The sequence below is a fragment of the Variovorax sp. E3 genome (assembly GCF_016082275.1).
GTDB lineage: Bacteria > Pseudomonadota > Gammaproteobacteria > Burkholderiales > Burkholderiaceae_C > Variovorax.
This window is the reverse complement of record NZ_MOWM01000069.1, coordinates 16,144-35,834: the sequence shown is the minus strand read 5'-3', so window position 1 is coordinate 35,834 and position 19,691 is coordinate 16,144. Positions and strand designations below refer to the sequence as shown.

16 protein-coding genes and 1 pseudogene are annotated in these 19,691 nt (G+C 68.7%); 5 read left to right on the top strand and 12 right to left on the bottom strand.

Annotated elements, in window-relative coordinates; genetic code table 11:
• Window positions 1–1,597 (top strand): cellulose synthase subunit BcsC-related outer membrane protein (locus BMG07_RS22675; RefSeq protein ID WP_198086437.1); only part of this gene is annotated, 1,597 nt, incomplete at its 5' end.
• On the opposite strand, the gene BMG07_RS22670 is transcribed toward BMG07_RS22675, so the two are convergent.
• The 3 genes from BMG07_RS22670 to BMG07_RS42610 form a co-directional block, all read right to left on the bottom strand.
• Window positions 1,579–2,979, bottom strand: a complete 1,401-nt coding sequence (locus tag BMG07_RS22670) for a bifunctional diguanylate cyclase/phosphodiesterase (protein ID WP_307867041.1) — start codon at window positions 2,977–2,979, stop codon at window positions 1,579–1,581. The two genes, BMG07_RS22675 and BMG07_RS22670, sit on opposite strands and share 19 nt — an antisense overlap.
• A 207-nt stretch (window positions 2,980–3,186) precedes the next feature.
• On the bottom strand, window positions 3,187–3,423 hold the full coding sequence (locus BMG07_RS22665) for a hypothetical protein (RefSeq protein WP_269759282.1): 237 nt from the start codon (window positions 3,421–3,423) through the stop codon (window positions 3,187–3,189).
• An 8-nt stretch (window positions 3,424–3,431) separates the two neighbouring features.
• On the bottom strand, window positions 3,432–3,536 hold the full coding sequence (locus BMG07_RS42610; RefSeq protein ID WP_269759281.1) for a lytic transglycosylase domain-containing protein: 105 nt from the start codon (window positions 3,534–3,536) through the stop codon (window positions 3,432–3,434).
• Between the two features lie 190 nt (window positions 3,537–3,726).
• On the opposite strand from BMG07_RS42610, the gene BMG07_RS22660 reads away from it, so the two are divergent.
• Genes BMG07_RS22660 through BMG07_RS22650 form a run of 3 tightly spaced genes read left to right on the top strand, consistent with a single transcriptional unit; the run spans window position 3,727 to window position 6,480 of the window.
• Window positions 3,727–4,410 (top strand): HAD family hydrolase, encoded by a 684-nt coding sequence (locus BMG07_RS22660; protein WP_198086436.1) that lies wholly within the window; start codon window positions 3,727–3,729, stop codon window positions 4,408–4,410.
• Window positions 4,407–6,062: a phosphoglucomutase (alpha-D-glucose-1,6-bisphosphate-dependent) gene (gene pgm / locus BMG07_RS22655; protein ID WP_198086435.1), complete on the top strand. Its 1,656-nt coding sequence runs from the start codon at window positions 4,407–4,409 to the stop codon at window positions 6,060–6,062. Before BMG07_RS22660 ends, pgm begins: the two co-directional genes overlap by 4 nt.
• Before the next feature lie 19 nt (window positions 6,063–6,081).
• Entirely contained in the window at window positions 6,082–6,480 is a 399-nt protein-coding gene (locus BMG07_RS22650; protein ID WP_198086434.1) for a PPC domain-containing DNA-binding protein, read from the top strand.
• Between the two features lie 2 nt (window positions 6,481–6,482).
• Here the strand turns inward: BMG07_RS22650 and BMG07_RS22645 are convergent, their stop codons facing one another.
• The 4 genes and pseudogenes from BMG07_RS22645 to BMG07_RS22630 form a co-directional block, all read right to left on the bottom strand.
• On the bottom strand, window positions 6,483–7,844 hold the full coding sequence (locus tag BMG07_RS22645; protein ID WP_198086439.1) for a homoserine dehydrogenase: 1,362 nt from the start codon (window positions 7,842–7,844) through the stop codon (window positions 6,483–6,485).
• Window positions 7,845–8,138: 294 nt separating this feature from the next.
• Window positions 8,139–8,792, bottom strand: a pseudogene (locus BMG07_RS42605) (amino acid ABC transporter permease); the annotation flags it as partial.
• A gap of 374 nt (window positions 8,793–9,166) precedes the next feature.
• Window positions 9,167–10,165: an amino acid ABC transporter permease gene (locus BMG07_RS22635; RefSeq protein ID WP_198086433.1), complete on the bottom strand. Its 999-nt coding sequence runs from the start codon at window positions 10,163–10,165 to the stop codon at window positions 9,167–9,169.
• Window positions 10,162–11,196 (bottom strand): amino acid ABC transporter substrate-binding protein, encoded by a 1,035-nt coding sequence (locus BMG07_RS22630; protein ID WP_198086432.1) that lies wholly within the window; start codon window positions 11,194–11,196, stop codon window positions 10,162–10,164. The genes BMG07_RS22635 and BMG07_RS22630 overlap by 4 nt, the downstream gene beginning before the upstream one ends.
• Window positions 11,197–11,360: 164 nt before the next feature.
• On the opposite strand from BMG07_RS22630, the gene BMG07_RS22625 reads away from it, so the two are divergent.
• Window positions 11,361–11,756, top strand: a complete 396-nt coding sequence (locus BMG07_RS22625) for a DoxX family protein (protein ID WP_198086431.1) — start codon at window positions 11,361–11,363, stop codon at window positions 11,754–11,756.
• 6 nt (window positions 11,757–11,762) lie between these two features.
• On the opposite strand, the gene def is transcribed toward BMG07_RS22625, so the two are convergent.
• The 5 genes from def to smc form a co-directional block, all read right to left on the bottom strand.
• Complete coding sequence (def, locus tag BMG07_RS22620; RefSeq protein ID WP_198086430.1) at window positions 11,763–12,302, bottom strand: peptide deformylase; 540 nt, start codon at window positions 12,300–12,302, stop codon at window positions 11,763–11,765.
• Between the two features lie 45 nt (window positions 12,303–12,347).
• Entirely contained in the window at window positions 12,348–12,767 is a 420-nt protein-coding gene (locus tag BMG07_RS22615) for a hypothetical protein (protein ID WP_198086429.1), read from the bottom strand.
• A gap of 112 nt (window positions 12,768–12,879) precedes the next feature.
• Window positions 12,880–14,982: an NAD-dependent DNA ligase LigA gene (ligA, locus tag BMG07_RS22610; RefSeq protein WP_198086428.1), complete on the bottom strand. Its 2,103-nt coding sequence runs from the start codon at window positions 14,980–14,982 to the stop codon at window positions 12,880–12,882.
• 22 nt (window positions 14,983–15,004) lie between these two features.
• Window positions 15,005–16,108 (bottom strand): cell division protein ZipA C-terminal FtsZ-binding domain-containing protein, encoded by a 1,104-nt coding sequence (locus BMG07_RS22605; protein WP_198086427.1) that lies wholly within the window; start codon window positions 16,106–16,108, stop codon window positions 15,005–15,007.
• A gap of 15 nt (window positions 16,109–16,123) precedes the next feature.
• On the bottom strand, window positions 16,124–19,639 hold the full coding sequence (smc, locus tag BMG07_RS22600) for a chromosome segregation protein SMC (protein WP_198086426.1): 3,516 nt from the start codon (window positions 19,637–19,639) through the stop codon (window positions 16,124–16,126).
• Window positions 19,640–19,691: the final 52 nt, after the last annotated feature.

The following is a 19,691-nucleotide window of genomic DNA, read 5'->3' as shown; positions in this document are numbered from 1 at the left end:
CGCGCCGGCCGCCTATCCGCCGGGCGCGCTGCCCTGGGGCGCCGCGCCGGCACCCGCGTCGAACGCCAAGGGCCGCACCGCCGCGACGCGCACCGCGCGCAACAGCAAGGCCGCCAACAACACGCCGCAGCCGTCGGCGTACATGGCGCCGTCGATGCAGGGCGCGCCGCAGCAACCCTACATTCCGCAGGCGCAGGCCGGCGGCTATCCGCCCCCCGGCTACCCCGCCGCGGCGCCCGCGGGCTATCCGCCGCCCGGCTATCCCGCAGCCAACGCGGCCTATGCGCAGGCCAACACGCCGCTGCCCCGCCCCGGCGCCGAGCCGAGCTGGAACGCGCCGCTGCGCACGGCGCCGGTCAACCCGCTGGTGTCGGAGCTGCAGGAGCTGGAATCGCAGCGCGCGGTGACCCTCACCGCGGGCACCGTCTTTCGCAGCCGCGCCGGCGAGGCCGGGCTGAGCCAGCTCTCCGACTTCCAGTTGCCGGTCCAGGCGCGCTTCCCGGTGGGCGAAGGCAAGATCGTCGTCGGCGTGACGCCCACGGTGCTCGACGCCGGCACGCCCTCGAGCAGCTACGCGACCGCGAGCCGCTTCGGCGGCGGCCCCACGGCCGTGTACAACTCGCTGTTCAACCAGACGCAGCCCGGCCAGCAGAATGCCTCGGGCGTCGGACTCAACGTGGGCTACGAAGGCAAGAACTTCGACGGCGGTATCGGCACCACGCCGCTGGGCTTCCCCACCACCAACGTGGTGGGCAACGCGACCTTCAAGGGCAGCTTCGGCGACTCGTGGAACTACAAGGCCGACATCTCCCGCCGCGCGGTGACCGACAGCGTGCTGTCGTTCGCCGGCGCCAAGGACGGGCGCTCCGGCGAACGCTGGGGCGGCGTGGTGGCGACCGGCGTACGCGGCGACATCGGCTACGACGACGGCACCTACGGCATCTACAGCTACCTGTCCGCGCACGGCATCACCGGCAAGAACGTGGCCAGCAACTCGCGCGTGGAAACCGGCGGCGGCGCCTACCTGCACCTGCTCGACAGCCCCCGTTCCAAGCTCACGCTGGGCATGAACATCGGGCTGATGGGCTACGAGAAGAACCTGAGCTACTACACCTTCGGCCAGGGCGGCTACTTCAGCCCGCAGAGCTTCGTGAGCGTGGCCTTCCCGGTCGACTGGACCGGCCGCAGCGACCGGCTCGCCTGGCGCGTGAATGCGTCGCTGGGCGTGCAGTCGTTCACGCAGAAATCGTCGCCCTACTTCCCGACCGACCCGTCGCGCAATGCCGACGCGCAGCGCGTGGCCGACTGGGCGCTGCAGGCGGGGCTGTCGAGCTCGCTGTACAACAACATGTACCCCAAGAGCTCGAAGACCGGCCTGTCGTACAACCTGGGCGCGGTGATCGAGTACCAGCTGGCGCCGAAGATGTTCCTGGGCGGCGCGCTCGCGCTGAACAACGCGCAGAACTACCGCCAGTTCACCGGCAGCCTGTACCTGCGCTATGTGTTCGGCGGCTCCAGCAGCCTGGGCGTGCCGAGCTTCAATGGCGGCGGCACCTCGCTGAACCCGATGGTCTCGCCCTACACGCCGCTGCTCTGAGCCCGCAAGGGCCCCCGAGGGCCCTTCAAAGGCCGCCGCTTACGCGGTGGCCGGCGGCAGCGCGGTAGCGACGATGGGTGTCGTCGCGGCGTGATGTCCCCGGGAAACGCCGGCGGCTCGGGTGACAGGTCGCGGCCCCACAGCGGCGCGCTTTCGTAGGCGGCCACCCATTTCACGATGTCCTTGGCGGCCATCGGCATCGCGATGCCGTAGCCCTGGGCCAGCGTGCAGCCCATGGCGAGCAGCGCCTCGCCCTGCTTGACCGTTTCCACGCCCTCGGCCACGGCCGTCAGCCCCAGCGCATGCAGCAGCGCCAGGATGCCCTGCACGATGGCCCGGTCCTGCGCGTTGTCGAGCATGCCGCGCACGAAGGACTGGTCGATCTTCACGGCCGACACCGGCAGCTGGCGCAGGTAGGTCAGCGACGAGTAGCCGGTGCCGAAGTCGTCTATCGTGACGCCCACGCCCAGCGCCTTGCAGGCCTCGACGAACAGCGCCACGTTGGCGAACTGGCTGATGGCCGTGGTCTCTAGGATTTCGAGCTCCAGCATGCCCGCGCCCAGCTTGGGAAACTGCGACAGGTGGCGCGCCAGCCGGTCGACGAAGTCCCAGCGCATCATGTGGCGCGGCGCCACGTTCACGCTCACCGACACCTGCAAGCCCGCCAGGCGCCACTGGTGCGCCTGCCACAAGGCCGTGGCAATGGCCCAGTCGCCGACCTGCTCGACCAGCGCGTCGTCTTCGATGAGCGGCACGAACTGGATCGGCGGCAGCAGGCCGCGTTCGGGGTGCTGCCAGCGGATGAGCGCCTCGACACCGACGACCTCGCCGCGGCGCATGTCGACCTTGGGCTGGTAGACCAGGAAGAACTCGCCCTGCAGCAGCCCTTCTTGAATGCGCTGGCGCTCGCGCACCACCTGCTCGTCGGCGCGGGCCTGCGGGGCGTCGAAATAATGCACCTTGCCGTCGGCCGCGCGCTTGGCGAAGAAGGCGGCGTGCTGCGCCTGGCGCAGCGCGATTTCGGGGGGCGGCCCGTTGCTGTCGAGCATCATGGCGCCGATGCTGGCGTCGATGCTCGCCGCCTGGTCGTGCCAGGCCCACGGCTCGGCCAGTGCGTTCTGGATGCGTTCGAGCACCTGCGCGCACTGCGAGGTGCCCAGGCCGGCGAACACGGCCGCGAACTCGTCGCCGCCCACGCGGGCCATGACGCTCTCGCGCGGCAGCTGGGCCTTGATGCGGCGGGCCACCTCTTCGAGCGCGGCATTGCCGGCCACCATGCCCAGGCGGTCGTTGAGTTCGCTGAAGCGATCGACGTCGAGGTAGCACACGGCCGCGAGGCGCTTGCCCGCGCGCGCCCAGTCGTCCATCAACGGACGCAGCACCTCATCCGGCGGAAGGCGTGCCGAACCATCGTAGTGCGACGGCAGAGAGACGGTGGGTTGCTTGATCGACAAAAGACTGTGGCTCCGGAAAGTCGCCGGCTATTGTTCTCCCAATTTTGACCATTCGGAGCATTGGGGGACGGATTTGTGACACTCGCTGTATGCGCACAACACATGTGCATGCAAAAAAGGGCTTCCAGTGCGCGGCTAACCGCAATAGGCACCCACCACGCGGCCGGTCGGCTCGACCTGGACGTTGAGCCGCATGGTGTCCTGCACCGGATCGGCGGTTTCCGTCGACAGCACGGTGCGGGCCATGCGGGCGCCGGCGCGCTGGCGCATCTCTTCCAGCAGCGGCGGCGACACCCGCAGCCCCAGCCCGAAGCGCACGGCGGCGGCCTGGCAGGTCTCGGGCGGCGGCGCGAAGCCGGGCGGCTCGGGCACCTCGGAGGTCAGCGGCCGGTCGCCGGGGGCGACTGGCAGCCGGCCAGCACGGCCGCCAGGGCCAATGCAAGGGCCGGCCAGCCGGCCCGATTCAGGCCGTGGGTCATGCGCATTTCTCTTCCTCCTTGGATTCGTGCAACTGGAGCGAGAGCTTATTCAAATTCGCCGGGTGCTTCTTCGGCACAGATTAAGCCAGCAAGCAGCAAAGCATCAACTAATTCACGCCACGGCACATGGGCCTTGCATTCGAGGGCGTATGCTGGACACGACGCGCGCAGTTCCGGCCACCGGCCGCACACCTTCATGACACAGCCCCCTGCCACCGTTTTCCTGATCGACGTCGACAACACCCTGCTCGACAACGACCGCGTCATCGCCGACCTGCGGGCCCACCTCGAAGCCAGTTTCGGCGCCGAAAGCGCCGGCCGCTACTGGAGCGCCCTCGAGGCCCTGCGCACCGAACGCGGCTACGTCGACTACCTGGGCGCCCTGCAACGCTACCGCGCCGAGGAAAGCCGCCGCGGCATGAGCGATTCGCGGCTGCTGCTGATGTCGGGCTTTCTCATCGACTACCCCTTTGCCGAGCGCCTGTACCCCGGCGCGCTCGACGTGCTGAGGCACCTGGGCCGCCAGGGGCCCACAGTGATCCTGTCCGACGGCGACGTGGTGTTCCAGCCGCGCAAGGTGCAGCGCTCGGGCCTGTGGGACGCCACCGGGGGCCGCGTGCTGATCTACGTGCACAAGGAGCAGATGCTCGACACCGTGGCGCAGTGCCACCCGGCCGCGCACTACGTGATGATCGACGACAAGCTGCGCATCCTGTCGGCCATGAAGGCCATCTGGGGCGCGCGGCTCACGACGGTCTTCGTGCGGCAGGGGCACTACGCACTCGACACCCAAGCCAACGCCGCCTATGCGCCCGCCGACATCACGGTCGAGCACATCGGCGACCTGATCAACCTCGACTTTCCACCGACGACGCCATGAGCCAAGCCACCAATCCTCTCGCGGGCCAGCCCGCTCCGCTCGAACTGCTGGTGAACGTGCCGCGACTGATCTCGGCCTACTACACCGGCCGGCCCGATCCGTCCGTGCCCAGCCAGCGCGTGGCATTCGGCACCTCGGGGCACCGCGGCTCGTCGTTCGACGACGCATTCAACGAATGGCACGTGCTGGCCATCAGCCAGGCGATCTGCGACTACCGCAAGCAGAAGGGCATCGACGGCCCGCTGTTCCTGGGCATCGACACGCACGCGCTGTCGACCCCGGCCTTCAACAGCGCGGTCGAGGTGCTGGCCGCCAACGGCGTCGAGCTGATGATCTCGAAGGACGACGAGTACACGCCCACGCCGGCCGTGTCGCACGCCATCCTGGTCTACAACCGGGGCCGCACGACGGGGCTGGCCGACGGTATCGTCATCACACCGTCGCACAACCCGCCCGAGAGCGGCGGCTTCAAGTACAACCCGCCCAACGGCGGCCCGGCGGGCACCGACATCACCTCGGCCGTCGAGGCGGCGGCCAACAAGATGCTGGCCGACAAGCTCGAAGGCGTGAAGCGCATGCCGCTCGCGCAGGCCCTGCGCGCATCGACCACGCACCGGCACGACTACCTGAACACCTACGTCGAAGACCTCGCGCAGGTGCTCGACATGGACGCCATTCGCGGCGTGAACATCGACCTGGGCGTCGATCCGCTGGGCGGCGCCGGCGTGCGCTACTGGCCGGCGATTGCAGAGCGCTACAAGCTGTCGCGCCTGAACGTGCTGAGCCAGGAAGTCGACCCGACCTTCCGTTTCATGTCGCTCGACTGGGACGGCCGCATCCGCATGGACCCGTCGTCGCCCGACGCCATGCACAAGCTGATCGCGCTGAAAGACCGCTTCGGCATTGCCTTCGCCTGCGACACCGACCACGACCGCCACGGCGTCGTCGCGGGCAGCACGGGGCTGATGCAGCCCAACAGCTATCTCGCGGTGATGATCGACTACCTCTACACGCACCGCCCCCAGTGGCCCGCGCAGGCGGCCGTCGGCAAGACGGTGGTGAGCAGCCAGATGATCGACCGCGTGGCCGCGCGGCTCGGGCGCAAGCTGTACGAGGTGCCCGTGGGCTTCAAGTGGTTCGTCGACGGGCTGGTCGATGCCTCGCTGGCTTTCGGCGGCGAAGAAAGCGCGGGCGCCACCTTCCTGCGCAAGGACGGTTCGGTGTGGACCACCGACAAGGACGGCATGGTGCCCGCCCTGCTCTCGGCCGAAATTGCCGCACGCACCGGGCGCGACCCCGGCGAGCGCTACGCCGAGCTGACGCAGGCGCTGGGCAAGCCGGTGTCCGACCGCGTCGACGCGGCGGCCACCGTGGAGCAGAAGAAGCGGCTGTCGAGCCTGTCGCCCGAGCAGATCCGATCGACCGAGCTGGCGGGCGACAAGATCGTCAACGTGCTGAGCCACGCGCCGGGCAACGGCGCGGCCATCGGCGGCGTGAAGGTGGTGACCGAAAACGGCTGGTTCGCGGCGCGGCCCTCGGGCACGGAGAACATCTACAAGATCTACGGCGAGAGCTTCAAGGGCGAAGAGCACCTGGCGCGCATTCTCGAAGAGGCGCAGCACGTGGTCGACGGGGCGCTGTCGGGCGGCTGAGGCCATCATCATCATCATCATGCGCACGCTGGTGCTGCGACTGAACCCGGGCGACGACCTGCGCGCGTCGCTCGACCTCGCGCTCGGGCAAGGCGGCGGCGAAGCGGCGTTCGTGGTGTCGGGCATCGGCAGCCTGCGCGGCGCGAGCATCCGGTTCGCGGGCGCGGAACACCCCACGCGCATCGAAGGCGACCTGGAAATCCTCACGCTCGCGGGCAGCCTGTCGCCGGACGGCTCGCACCTGCACATCAGCGTGTCGGACGCCGAGGGTCGCGTGCTCGGCGGCCATGCCGCGCCGGGGTGCGCGGTACGCACGACCGCCGAAGTGCTGGTCGCCTGGCTGCCCGACTGGCGCTTTGCCCGGACGCACGACCCGCTGACGGGCTACGCCGAACTGGCGCCGCATCGCAAGGACTGAGCTCAGCCCTCCAGCGCTTCCACGCGCAGCGTCACCACCGGGCCCGCTGCTTCCGGGCGGGCCTGCAGGGCGTGCACGGCAAGGTCGAGCGTGCCCTGCACCACCGGCCCGGTCAGCACCAGCACCTGCGGGCCAATGCCCGGTCGCTCGGCCGCCAGCGCGACCTGCCGCACGGGCACCTTCTGCTCCGCGAGGCAGGCCGTGACGGCCTGGATCTGCCCGACCGCGTGCACCGGCACGCGCAGGTAGTGCGAGGTGTGAACGGCCGCGCGCGGCAGCACCGCCAGCGCTTTCGTCGCGTGCGCATGCACGCCCAGGTGCGGCACGTGCTGCGCGGCGGCGACGCCGTCCAGGCGCGCCACGTCGACCAGGTCGGCGATGACGGCCGATGCGGTCTGCTCGGAGCCCGCGCCCGCGCCGTAGTACATCGTGAGGCCGGCCGCGTCGCTCTTGACCATGACGGCGTTCATCGAGCCGTTCACATGCGCCATCAGATGCCCGGACGGCACCAACGCGGGCTGCACGCGCAACTCCACGCCCGCCGCCTGCCGGCGCGCCACGCCCAGCAGCTTGATGCGATGGCCGAGCTGCTCGGCGCAGGCCACGTCCAGGCCCTGCAGCGCGGTGATGCCCTCGACCTGCGCGTCGGCAAAGCGCAGCGGCATGCCGAAGGCGTTGGCGGCGAGCAGCGTGAGCTTGTGGGCGGCGTCGATGCCCTCGATGTCGAAAGTCGGGTCGGCCTCCGCGTAGCCCAGGGCCTGCGCCTGCGCGAGCGCGGCGGCAAAGTCCAGGCCCTCGTCGCGCATCTTGCTGAGGATGAAATTGGTGGTGCCGTTGATGATGCCCGCCACCCACTCGATGCGGTTGGCCGCGAGCCCTTCGCGCAACGCCTTGACGATCGGGATGCTCACGGCCACCGCGCCTTCGTAGGCCACGACCACGCCCTGCTCGCGCGCGGCCGCGAAGATGCGCGCGCCGTGCACCGCCAGCAGCGCCTTGTTGGCCGTGACCACGTGCTTGCCGTGCGCGATGGCGGCCAGCACCCAGTCGAGCGCGGGGCCGGTGCCGCCGGCCACTTCGACGACCACGTCGACGTCGGGGTGCGTGGCGACCTGCATCGCGTCGGCCGTCAGCGCAACGCTGTCGCCCACGATGCCGGCCGCGCGCTCGAGGTTGCGCGCCGCCACGATCACCAGCTCGATCGCGCGGCCGGCGCGGGCCGCGATCTCGGCCTGGTTGCGGGCCAGCACGCGGAAGGTGCCGGAGCCCACGGTGCCGATGCCGATCATTCCCACGCGCAGGGTACGGGTGGCAGCCAGGGGGCTGTGCAAGGGCTCGAAGGATTCAACGGGATCGCGGTACATGGACATCTCCAGACGAAAAAACAAAACCCAGCTGCCAGAGCTGGGTTCATTCGTTCGGGGAGAGAGCGATACACCAGGTGGCTGCCGGAACGGCCACCTGCGCGTGCTCAGGTGGCCGCGGTGGTAATGGTGGTAATCATTCGAGCAACAACCATCGCCTGCGCGGAGGCAGGCGGCATCATGCGAGCCATGAGGGCTGCGCTGGATGCGGGGATGAAGTTGAGCTTCGACATGAAGGCCCGAAGTGTACCGCAGCCCGCCGGCGCCCGGCTCAGGCGCGGCCGACAGGCGCTTTTCGAGCCACACGCTGTAGCGCGAGAGCCCGAAGCACAGCACCCAGTAGACGGCCGCGATGAAGAGATAGCCCTCCAGGTAGAACGGGCGCCACGTCGGGTCGCCGCCCAGCGCCAGGCCCAGCGCGCCGGTCAGCTCGAACAGGCCGACCACGGTGACCAGCGAGGTGTCTTTGAGCGTGCCGACCACGCTGTTGGTCAGCGCGGGCACCACCAGGCGCAGCGCCTGCGGCAGCACGATGTCGCGCTGCACCGGCCAGCGGCCGAAGCCCAGCGCCATCGCCACTTCGGTCTGCCCGCGCGGCACCGCCTGCAGGCCGCCCCGGATGATCTCGGCCAGGTACGCGGCCACGAACAGCGTGAGCCCCGCGAGCACGCGCACCAGCACGTCGGGCTGCCAACCCGCCGGCCACAGCAGCGGCAGCAGGAACGAGGCCATGAACAACACCGAGATCAGCGGCACGCCGCGCACCAGCTCGATGTAGCTCGCGCTCAGCGTGCGCACCACGGGCCAGTTCGAGCGGCGCCCCAGCGCGAGCAGCAGCGCGAGCGGAAAGGCCAGCGCCAGCCCGACCACGGCCAGGCCAATGGTCAGCGGCAGCCCGCCCCAGCGGCTGGTCGGCACGTCGCTCAGGCCGAGCACGCCGCCGCGCATCAGCAGCACGAACAGCAGCAGCGCGACGATCCACAGCGGCGCCAGCCACCAGCGCCAACTGCGCGGCCACGCGCTGAGCACGGTCACGGCCGACAGCACGACCACCGCGATCGCCGGGCGCCATTGCGCTTCATAGGGAAAGCGCCCGAACAGCATCGGCCGCCACTTCTCGGCCACCACGCCCCAGCAGGCGCCATGCTGCACCGCACGGCAGGCCTCGGCGTCGGGCCGGAACACCGCGTGCATCACGCCCCACTCGACGACATGGAACCCGCCCCACGCCAGCAGCGCGAGCAGCAGCACCGTCGCCAGCGCGCGCATCGGCGAACCCCAGAGTTCGCTGCGCCATGCAATGGGCCCTTGCGCGACGTTTCTCATTGCCAGCCCCGCAGCGCGACGCGCGCGTTGTAGCGGTTCATGCCGAAGGAGATCAGCAGCGACAGCAGCAGGTAGACCGCCATGATGATGGCGATGCACTCGAAGGCGCGGCCATTCGAGCCGATGGTGGTGTTGGCCACCGACACCAGCTCCGGATAACCGACGGCCACCGCGAGCGACGAATTCTTGGTCAGGCTCAAGAGCTGGTTGGTCAGCGAAGGCACGATCACGCGCAGCGCCTGCGGCAGGATCACGATGCGCAACTGCTGCCCTGAAGACAGCCCCAGCGCCTGCCCCGCGAGCACCTGCCCCTGCGAGACCGACAGGATGCCCGCGCGCACGATCTCGGCCACGAAGGCGGCCGAATAGAAGGTCAGGCCCGCGACGATGGTCACGTATTCAGGGCTCAGCGCAGCACCGCCGGTCACGCCGAAGGCCCCGCGCTCGGGCCACTCGAAATGCGTGGGCCACCAGCCACCCTCGCCCGCCACGGGCCAGGGCACGCTGAGACCGCCCTTGCTGAGCCACACGCCCGGCAGCAGGTGCACGGGCTCGGTCGGGTCGGGCAGCAGGTTGGCCATGGCAAAGGCCAGCATCAGCAGTTGCACGAGCAGCGGCACGTTGCGCAGCAGTTCGACGTAGGCGGTGCAGATGCCGCGCAGCAGCACGTGCGGCGCGAGCCGGCCGATGCCGATCAGCGTGCCCAGCACCACCGAGAAGATGGCGGCTGGCACCGCTGCCCGCACCGTGTTGATCAGGCCCGCGAGAAACGCGCGCCAGAACGGCTGGCTCGCGTCGAAGTCGAGCCAGCCTTCGCTGATCGAAAAGCCCGCGGGCTCGGTGAGAAAGTCGAAGCCCGAACGCACGCCCCGCGCGCGAAGCACCTCGAGCGCATGGTGCACCACCCAGACGGCACCGGCCGCCACGGCCAGCACCAGCAGCGCCTGCACCGCCCAGGCCAGCCAGACGCCGCGGCGCGACGTCCCGCTGCTCATCGAACGGGGGGTGCGTAGATCAGGCCGCCCTTGCTCCAGAGGTTGTTCGAGCCGCGCGGCAGCTTCAGCACCGACTTGGGGCCGACGTTGCGCTCGAACACCTCGCCGTAGTTGCCCACGGCCTTGATGGCGCGGAACGACCAGTCCTTGTCCAGGCCGAGCAGCTTGCCCAGGTCTTCACCGGTGCCGACCAGGCGTTGCTGCGCCGGGTCCTTGCTGTTGGCCTTGAGCTCGTCGGCATTGGCCTGCGTCACGCCGGCCTCTTCGGCCTCGATGAGCGCGTTGGGCACCCACTTGGCAATGGCGAACCACTCGTCGTCGCCACGGCGCACCAGCGGGGCCAGCGGCTCCTTGGAGATCAGCTCGGGCAGGATGATGTAGTCGTCGGGGTTGGGCGCTTCCTTGTTGCGCAGGCCGGCCAGCGCCGAGGCGTCGGTCGTGAAAGCCTGGCAACGGCCCGAGAAGAAGGCCTTGAACGAGGCCTCGAAGCTCTCGAACACCACGGTCTTGACCGGAATGCCCTGCGCGCGGAAGTAGTCCGACACGTTCTTCTCGTTGGTGGTGCCCGACTGGGTGCAGATGGTCGCGTTCTTCAGTTGCTTGGCGCTCGTCACCTTGAGCTTCTTCGGCACCAGGAAGCCCTGGCCGTCGTAGTAGGTGATGGTGGTGAAGTTGAAGCCCAGCGAGGCGTCGCGCGTGAGCGTCCAGGTGGTGTTGCGCGCGAGGATGTCGATTTCGCCGGCCTGCAGGGCCGAGAAGCGCTGCTGCGAATTGAGCGGCACGAAGTCGACCTTCTTGCCGTCGCCGAGCACGGCCGCGGCAATGGCGCGGCAGGTGTCGACGTCCAGGCCCGACCAGTTGCCCTGCGTGTCCGGCGCCGAGAAGCCCGCCACGCCGTTGGTCACGCCGCACTTGACGGTGCCGCGCTGCTTGACCGCGTCGAGCGTCTTGCCCGCGAAAGCCGGCGCGGCCGCGGCCAAGGCGATGACGGAGGCGGCAGCCAGCAGTGCCGGGCGGAATCGTTTGTTCATTGGTGTTCTCCTCAACAGTAAGCAAAAGGCAGTGTACGGGGCGTCGCCGGACTCTGCCAAAGAACTCCGGGTTGGATGCATATGCGCATCACGAGGCTGTATGAAAGCGCCGCGGGTTCACTACCATACGGCCCTTCGAATCACTTCAACTGGAACCTACTCAAATGGTCAAATCCGACGACACCGGCAAGTTCATCCTGCGCGTTTCGCTTGGCGTCCTGATCCTGCTGCACGGCATCGCCAAGCTGCAGGGCGGCGTCGGCTTCATCTCCGGCATGCTGGCCCAGCACGGGCTGCCCGGCGCGCTGGCCTACCTGGTCTACATCGGTGAGGTGGTGGCGCCGGTGCTGCTGATCATCGGCCTGTACACGCGGCCGGCCGCGTGGATCGTGGCCATCAACATGCTGGTGGCGTTCACGCTGGTCCACATGAAGGACCTGACCTCGCTGGGCAAGCAAGGCGGCTGGGCGCTGGAACTGCAAGGCATGTTCCTGTTCGCGGCGCTGGCCCTGGCGTTCATGGGTGGCGGCCGCTTCGCGCTCAGCAGCAAATACAACTGAGTTGGCTCAATCGTCGTCGGCGGCATCGAGGCCCGGGAACAGGACCTCGGTGTAGCCGAAACGCGAGAAGTCGCGCACCCGCATCGGGTACAGCTTGCCCAGCAAGTGATCGACTTCATGCTGCACCACGCGCGCATGAAAGCCCGTGGCAACCCGGTCGATCGGGTCGCCGTAAGGGTCGAACCCGGTGTAGCGGATGTTGGCGAAGCGCGGCACCACGCCGCGCAGGCCCGGCACCGAGAGACAGCCTTCCCAGCCCTCTTCCTCCTCGTCGTTCAACGGCGTGATGACGGGGTTCAGCAGCACGGTACGAGGCACCGGCGGCGCGTCGGGATAGCGGGGGTTGGCGATGTCGGTGCCGAAGATCACCAACTGTTGATCGACGCCGATCTGGGGCGCCGCAAGACCGGCGCCGTTGACGGCATGCATGGTCTCGAACATGTCTCGCACCAGCAGGTGCAGTTCGTCGGTGTCGAAGGCGGCGACCGGCTGCGCGATGCGCAGCAGCCGGGGGTCGCCCATTTTCAGGATGTCGCGGATGGCCATGGCGGGATTATCGCGACAGCCTCGCGACCGTGCCCGTCACGCGGCTCAAGGAGGGGTGGTGCCCTTTTGGTCCGGCGACGTCAACATATGGGCATTGGGGGTCTGCCGGGGCGCGCCCTGAGGCAGTATCGCGGGGGGCGGACGGCCACCACCCCAAGCCGGTGGCGTCGGACGCCCGCCACCCGGATAGGGATAACCCGGACGCACTGCCGGATAGGCCGGCCGCTGGTAGTAAGGACGATCGCGGTAATACGGACGGCGCCCGTCGTAATAGCCACCACCGTTGATGTAGACCGGCGCCGGCGCCACCACCACGGGCGCGGGCTCGCTGTAGTAAGGCCCCGACGAGTAACCGCCGCCGTAGCCTCCGCTGTAGTAGGGATCGCCCGGCACACCCACGCAACCGCTCAGCAGCGCAACGCCGCCAAGTGCAACGCAGGCACCAAGAACACGAATTTTTTGCATGAGGGACTCCTTGTGGCCTTTCAGTTTTCTTTCAACGCCAGGTTGTAGACCCTGTTGACTGCGCTCGGATGAAGTCGCGTAACGGCCGGTAAACAGAAGCTTAAGCCGATCGTCAATCCGCCACCACACCGTGGGCCAGGATTTCCAGCAAACGCGCCTCGTCGATCACCTCGACCCCGATGTCGCGGGCCTTGTCGAGCTTGCTGCCGGCTTCTTCGCCGGCAACGAGGTAATGGGTCTTCTTGCTGACGGAGCCGGACACCTTGGCGCCGGCCGCCTCCAATTTATCCTTCGCTTCGTCCCGGCTCAGCGTAGGAAGGGTGCCGGTGATGACGAAGGTCAGGCCCGCCAACGGCTTGGGCGCGCGAACGGCGGGCTCGCCCTCTTCCCAGCTCAGGCCGCACCCGTCAGGTTCCCGACCTCGCAGTTGCTCGACCACTTCGCGGTTGTGCGGCTGGTCGAAGAAGGTGCGCAGGCTTTGCGCCACCACCGGGCCGACGTCGTTCACCTCGAGCAGTTGCTCTTCGGTCGCGTCCATGATGCTGTCGAGCTTGCCGAAGTGCTTGGCCAGGTCTTTGGCGGTGCTCTCGCCCACGTGGCGGATGCCCAGGCCGAACAGGAAGCGCGGCAGCGTGGTCTTCTTCGATGCCTCGAGCGCATCGACCAGGTTCTTGGCCGACTTCTCCGCCATGCGGTCCAGCCCCGCCAGCGTGGTGAAGCCGAGCTTGTACAGGTCGGGCAAGGTGCGGATCAGGTTCGCGTCGACCAATTGCTCGACCAGCTTGTCGCCCAGCCCGTCGACGTCGACCGCACGACGCGCCGCGAAGTGCAGGATGGCTTCCTTGCGCTGCGCCGCGCAGAACAGGCCGCCGGTGCAGCGGTAGTCGACTTCTTCCTCTTCGCGCACCGCCTCCGAGCCGCACACGGGGCACTGGTGCGGCATGGTGAACAACGGGCCGCGCTGGTCGTCGGGCTTGGCCAGGCTTTCGGGCACCACGCCGACCACTTCGGGAATCACGTCGCCGGCGCGCCGCACGATCACGGTGTCGCCCACGCGCACGTCCTTGCGGCGCGCTTCGTCTTCGTTGTGCAGCGTGGCGTTGGTCACGGTCACGCCGCCGACGAACACCGGCGCCAGCTTGGCCACCGGCGTGAGCTTGCCGGTGCGCCCGACTTGGATCTCGATGCCCAGCACCTCGGTCAGTTGCTCCTGCGCCGGGTACTTGTGGGCCACGGCCCAGCGCGGTTCGCGCGAGACAAAGCCCAGCTGTCGCTGCAGCCCGATGCTGTCGACCTTGTAGACCACGCCGTCGATGTCGTAGGGCAAGGCATCGCGCTGGCGGCCGATGTTCTCGTGAAAAGCGATCAGCTCGATGGCGCCCGTGGCCCGCGCCGTCTGCGTGGCCACCGGGAAGCCCCAGGCGGCGAACTGCTGCAGCCAGTCGAACTGCGTCGGGCAGTCGGGCCCGCCTTCGCCGGCCGGTGTGACCTCGCCCAACCCGTAGGCGAAAAAGCTCAGGGGCCGCGCCGCCGCAATGGCCGGGTCGAGCTGGCGCACCGCACCGGCCGCCGCATTGCGCGGGTTCACGAACACCTTCTCGTTCTTCTGCCCGGCCGCGATCTTCTCGCGCTGGCGCTCGTTGAGCGCGTCGAAGTCGGCGCGCTTCATGTAGACCTCGCCGCGCACCTCGACCACGGGCGGCGCCTTGCCGTTCAGGCGCAGCGGAATCTCGCGCACCGTGCGGATGTTCTGCGTGACCTCTTCGCCCACCTCGCCGTCGCCGCGCGTCGCGGCCTGCACCAGCACGCCGTGCTCGTAGCGCAGGTTCATGGCCAGGCCGTCGAACTTGAGCTCGCAGACGTACGCCACTTGCGGCCCGTCTTCGGCCAGGCCCAGTTCCTTGCGCACGCGGGCGTCGAAGGCGCTGGCGCCGCCAGGGGTGATGTCGGTCTCGGTGCGGATGGACAGCATCGGCACCCTGTGGCGCACCTTGGTGAAGCCGTCGAGCACCTTGCCGCCCACGCGCTGCGTCGGCGAATCGGGCGTGCGCAGGTCGGGGTATTCGGCCTCGATGGCCTGCAGGCGCTGGAACAGCTTGTCGTACTCGGCGTCCGGCAGTTCGGGCGCGTCGAGCACGTAGTAAAGGTGGGCGTGGCGGTGGAGCTTTTCGCTCAGTGCGGCGGCTTCGCGTGCCGCTTCGTCGCGCGATGTCATGGGTGTCTCCCGGAGGTCGGAATTAGCTGAAGAGGCGGCGCGCCAGCGGCGACCCCGCCGCGAGATCGCGCGCATCCAGCGTGTCGTAGAGCTGTTCGAGGTCGGCGCCGATCACGTCCATCGTCTCGTCGCGCAGCAACTGGCCGTCGCTGTCGGTCACCACGCCGTCCATTTCGCGCGCGAGCGTGGCGGCGGCTTCGCGCATGCGGCGGAACGGCTCTTCGCCGCGGTCGACCTGCGGCACGTCCAGGCTCAGGCTCAACTCGCGAATGGCCGATTGCGCCGGGTCGTCGGCCAGCGCGGCCTGCGTGTCGAAGGCCAGGCCGAGGATCGGCGGCAGCCCGACCTCGCCCGTCGGCAGCACCATGCGCCCCGGAATGATGCCGGCGACAAAGCCCAGCCGCGCCGCGTTCTGCTGCACGTAGCCAGGGCTCCAGGCCGCATGCAGCGCGCGCAGCACGAAGCCCAGTTGCGCGTCGTGCGCGCTGGCGAACTGGTCGAGCTCGCGGGCCCGCGCCACTTCGTCGAGCATTTCGGGGAACTCGGGCGCGCCGTTCACGGCATCGGCAAAGGCCTGTGCCTTGACCACGAATTCGGAGTACTCGATTTCGTTGAGTGCGCCGGTGCGGTTGGCCAACTGCACGCCGACCTGGAACGCGCTGTAGCGCTGCCCCGGCACGGGCGGCTCCCACTGGCCGTTGTGTTCGTTGAGGCCTTCGATGGCCACCGGCTTGCTGCCCGCGCGCCGCGTCGGCGGCATGGCCGCGATGGCGGCATCGCCCGAGGCCAGGCCTTCGAGCGAGATCGGCGCGATCACGTCGATCAGCGGGTCGAGCCCGCCGCGCCGCTCGCCGGTGGGCACGGGCACGCCGCTGGGCGCCGGCAGGTCGGGGTCGAACAGGGGTTCATGGCGGTCGCTGCCGGCCAACTGGTTGGGGTCGACATGGAGCATCGGCTCCACGCCGTCGGCCGCGCCCGACAGCGCGCGCTCGGCGTCGGCCAGCGCGACATCGACCGCGTCGGGCTGACGCGGCGCATTGCGGCGCGACATCAGCGTGTTGTAGGCAACGACGGCCGCGAGAACGAGGCCGCCGAGGATGGTCAGGGCGAGTGTGAGGCTGCTCATCGGGTGCTGCTCGGCTTAAGCAGCTGCGACCATCGAGGCGGCCGCTTCCATGTCGACGGCCACGATGCGCGACACGCCCTGCTCCTGCATCGTCACGCCGATCAGCTGTTCGGCCATTTCCATGGCGATCTTGTTGTGGCTGATGAAAAGGAACTGGGTTTCACGGCTCATAGCGGAGACGAGTTTGGCATAGCGCTCGGTGTTCGCGTCGTCCAGCGGCGCGTCCACTTCGTCCAGCAGACAGAAAGGCGCCGGGTTCAGCTGGAAGATGGCGAACACGAGCGCAATGGCCGTGAGCGCCTTCTCGCCGCCCGACAGCAGGTGGATGGTCTGGTTCTTCTTGCCGGGCGGCTGCGCCAGCACCTGCACGCCAGCATCGAGGATTTCGTCGCCCGTCATCACCAGCCGCGCATTGCCGCCGCCGAACAGCTCGGGAAACATGCGGCTGAAGTGGTCGTTGACGATCTTGAAGGTGCCGCCGAGCAGCTCGCGCGTTTCGGCGTCGATCTTGCGGATGGCGTCTTCGAGCGTGCCGATGGCTTCGTTCAGGTCGGCCGATTGCGCGTCAAGGAAGGTCTTGCGCTCGCTGGCAATGGCCAGTTCGTCGAGCGCGGCCAGGTTCACCGCGCCGAGCGCGACCACTTCGCGGTTCAGGCGGTCGATTTCGCTTTGCAGGCCGGTGAGCTTCACCTTGTCGGTTTCGATCGACAGCTCGACAGCCTCCAGGTCGGCGCCGGCATCGTCCAGCAGTTGCTGGTATTGCTCGACGCCCAGGCGCGCGGCCTGCTCCTTCAGCTGGAACTCGGTGATGCGCTGGCGCAGCGGATCGAGTTCGCGTTCGAGCTGCAGGCGGCGTTCGTCGCTGGCGCGCAGCTTGAGCGTGAGGTCGTCGTACTGGCTGCGCGCGGCGCCCAACGCGGTCTCGCGTTCGAGCTTGAGCGACAGCGCGTCCTGCAGGCCGGCTTGCGCGGCGGCGTCGGACAGGCGGCTCAGTTCGGCGCGGGCGCGCTCGTCTTCGTCGGTCAGCGCCACGACCTGCTGGGCGGCCGTTTCGATGGAGCGGTTGAGTTCGGCGCGGCGCGCTTCGAGCGTGCGCTGCGAGAACGTCGCCTCTTGAGCCTGGCGCTCGAGGCTGCGGTGCTGTTCGCGGCTGGCGTTGAGCGCGCGACCGGCCTCGATCACGCGCTCATCGAGCTGTGCGTGGCGCTCCTGGCTGTCGGCCAGTTGCATGTCGAGTTCCTCGAAGCGGCCTTCGGCGGAAATGCGGCGCTCCTGCAGTTCTTCGAGCTGCGCATCGACTTCGCCGAGATCGGCGGCCAGTTGCTGGCTGCGCGCGCGGGTCTGCTCGGCGAGCTGCGTCATGCGCAACGTCTCGACCTGCAGCTCATGCGCGCGCGACTGCGTTTCGGCGGCTTCGCGCCGCGCGGTCACCAGGCGCTGCGCGGCATCGGCATACGCCGCTTCGGCGCGGACCAGCGCGGTACGCGCTTCTTCGTTGATGAGCGTCTGGGCGCGCAGCTGGCGCTCCAGGTTTTCCATTTCCTGCTGGCGGGCCAGCAGGCCGGCTTGCTCGGAATCGGGCGCGTAGAAGTTGACGCTGTGCGAAGACACGGCATGGCCGCTCTTCACGTAGATCACCTCGCCGGCTTGCAGCGTGCCGCGCTGGGCCAGCGCGTCCTCGAAGCTGTCGGCGGTGTAGCAGCCGTGCAGCCAGTCGTTCAGCAGGGCTTGCTGGCCGGCATCGTTCAGGCGCAGCAGGCCCGACAGGCGCGGCAGCGTGGCCGTGCCTTCGGGCACGCCGGCGGCCGGCGGGCTGTAGAAGGCGAGCTTGGCCGGCGGCGCGTCGTTGCCGAAGGCGCGCACCATCTCCAGCCGACTGACTTCGAGCGCACCCAGGCGCTCGCGCAACGCGGCTTCGAGGGCGCTTTCCCAGCCCTGCTCGATGTGGATGCGGCTCCACAGGCCCTGCATGCCCTCGAGGCCGTGCTTGGCGAGCCACGGGGCGAGCTTGCCGTCGGTCTTGACCTTTTCCTGCAGGGCACGCAGCGCATCGAGGCGGGCCGAGTACTCGGCATGGCGGGCGCCCTCGGTGTTGACGGCCTGCTGCTTGGCGCGGCGGTCGTCGTCGAGTTGCGGCACCGATTCTTGCAGCTCCTGCAGGCGCGCGTCGGCTTCGCTCGCGGCTTCTTGCGCGGCGGCGTGCTGCTCCTGCATGTCGAGCAGGCGGGCCTCGTCGGGCGCGGCCAGCGCGTTCTGGTCGGCGCGCAGGCGTTCGCTGCGCTGCGTGAGCTGGCGGCTTTGTTCTTCGATGTTGCGCTGGTCGGCGGCCAGCACCTGGATCTGCTGCTGCACCTGCGACACGGTCGTGCGCTGGGTGTTGGCCTGGTCCTGCGCGCGCTGCACGGCTTCTTCGAGCTCGGGCATGCGCGCGTCGTGTTCCTCGAGCTGGGCGGCCAGCAGGATGGCCTGCTCTTCGGCGTCGACGCCCGCACCGGCCAGCGTTTCGATTTCGGTTTCGGCCTCTTCGCGGCGACGGCCCCACTGGCCCATCTGCTCGCGCAGTTGCACGAGCCGCTGCTCGACGCGCTGGCGGCCTTCGACCACGAAGCGGATCTCGCCTTCGAGCCGGCCGACTTCGGCACTGGCTTCGTAGAGCTTGCCCTGCGCCTGGTTCACCAGGTCGCCGGCGCCGTAGTGGGCCTGGCGCACGGTTTCGAGTTCGGACTCGATGCGGCGCAGGTCGGCCGTGCGCGACTCGAGGTCGTTGATGGCCTTTTCGGAATCGGCCTTGATCTTGGCCTGATCAGCGTTGCTTTCGCTGCGCTTCAAGAACCACAGCTGGTGCTGCTTCTTCGTGGCGTCGCCCTGCAGCGTGTTGTAGCGCGCGGCCACCTCGGCCTGCTTCTCGAGCTTCTCGAGGTTGGCGTTGAGTTCGCGAAGAATGTCCTCGACCCGCGTGAGGTTCTCGCGCGTGTCGCCCAGGCGGTTCTCGGTTTCGCGGCGGCGTTCCTTGTACTTCGAAACACCCGCGGCTTCTTCGAGGAACAGGCGCAGTTCTTCAGGCTTGGATTCGATGATCCGGCTGATCGTGCCCTGCCCGATGATGGCGTAGGCGCGTGGCCCGAGGCCGGTGCCCAGGAACACGTCCTGCACGTCGCGGCGGCGCACCGGCTGGTTGTTGATGTAGTAGCTGCTGGTGCCGTCGCGCGTGAGCACGCGGCGCACCGCGATTTCGCCGAACTGGTTCCATTGACCGCCGGCGCGATGGTCGGCGTTGTCGAACACCAGTTCCACGCTCGAGCGGCTGGCCTGCTTGCGGGTGGTCGTGCCGTTGAAGATCACGTCCTGCATCGACTCGCCGCGCAGCTCCGACGCACGCGACTCGCCGAGCACCCAGCGCACCGCATCCATGATGTTCGACTTGCCGCAACCGTTGGGCCCGACGACGCCCACCAGTTGGCCCGGCAGCAGGAAGTTGGTGGGTTCGGCGAACGACTTGAAGCCCGAAAGCTTGATGGAATTAAGACGCACGACTTGTCGGCCTGCCTTGGCTATAGCGCCAAGGTATTGATTTGTAAGGAAA

What these genes read in the sequence shown, in the direction of transcription:
- BMG07_RS22605 (WP_198086427.1), bottom strand. Translation starts at nt 16,108, where the DNA reads ATGAGCAGCCTCACACTCGCCCTGACCATCCTCGGCGGCCTCGTTCTC.
- BMG07_RS22635 (WP_198086433.1), bottom strand. Translation starts at nt 10,165, where the DNA reads ATGAGCAGCGGGACGTCGCGCCGCGGCGTCTGGCTGGCCTGGGCGGTG.
- BMG07_RS22630 (WP_198086432.1), bottom strand. Translation starts at nt 11,196, where the DNA reads ATGAACAAACGATTCCGCCCGGCACTGCTGGCTGCCGCCTCCGTCATC.
- BMG07_RS22625 (WP_198086431.1), top strand. Translation starts at nt 11,361, where the DNA reads ATGGTCAAATCCGACGACACCGGCAAGTTCATCCTGCGCGTTTCGCTT.
- ligA (WP_198086428.1), bottom strand. Translation starts at nt 14,982, where the DNA reads ATGACATCGCGCGACGAAGCGGCACGCGAAGCCGCCGCACTGAGCGAA.
- BMG07_RS22660 (WP_198086436.1), top strand. Translation starts at nt 3,727, where the DNA reads ATGACACAGCCCCCTGCCACCGTTTTCCTGATCGACGTCGACAACACC.
- BMG07_RS42610 (WP_269759281.1), bottom strand. Translation starts at nt 3,536, where the DNA reads ATGCGCATGACCCACGGCCTGAATCGGGCCGGCTGGCCGGCCCTTGCA.
- def (WP_198086430.1), bottom strand. Translation starts at nt 12,302, where the DNA reads ATGGCCATCCGCGACATCCTGAAAATGGGCGACCCCCGGCTGCTGCGC.
- pgm (WP_198086435.1), top strand. Translation starts at nt 4,407, where the DNA reads ATGAGCCAAGCCACCAATCCTCTCGCGGGCCAGCCCGCTCCGCTCGAA.
- BMG07_RS22615 (WP_198086429.1), bottom strand. Translation starts at nt 12,767, where the DNA reads ATGCAAAAAATTCGTGTTCTTGGTGCCTGCGTTGCACTTGGCGGCGTT.
- BMG07_RS22645 (WP_198086439.1), bottom strand. Translation starts at nt 7,844, where the DNA reads ATGTACCGCGATCCCGTTGAATCCTTCGAGCCCTTGCACAGCCCCCTG.
- BMG07_RS22650 (WP_198086434.1), top strand. Translation starts at nt 6,082, where the DNA reads ATGCGCACGCTGGTGCTGCGACTGAACCCGGGCGACGACCTGCGCGCG.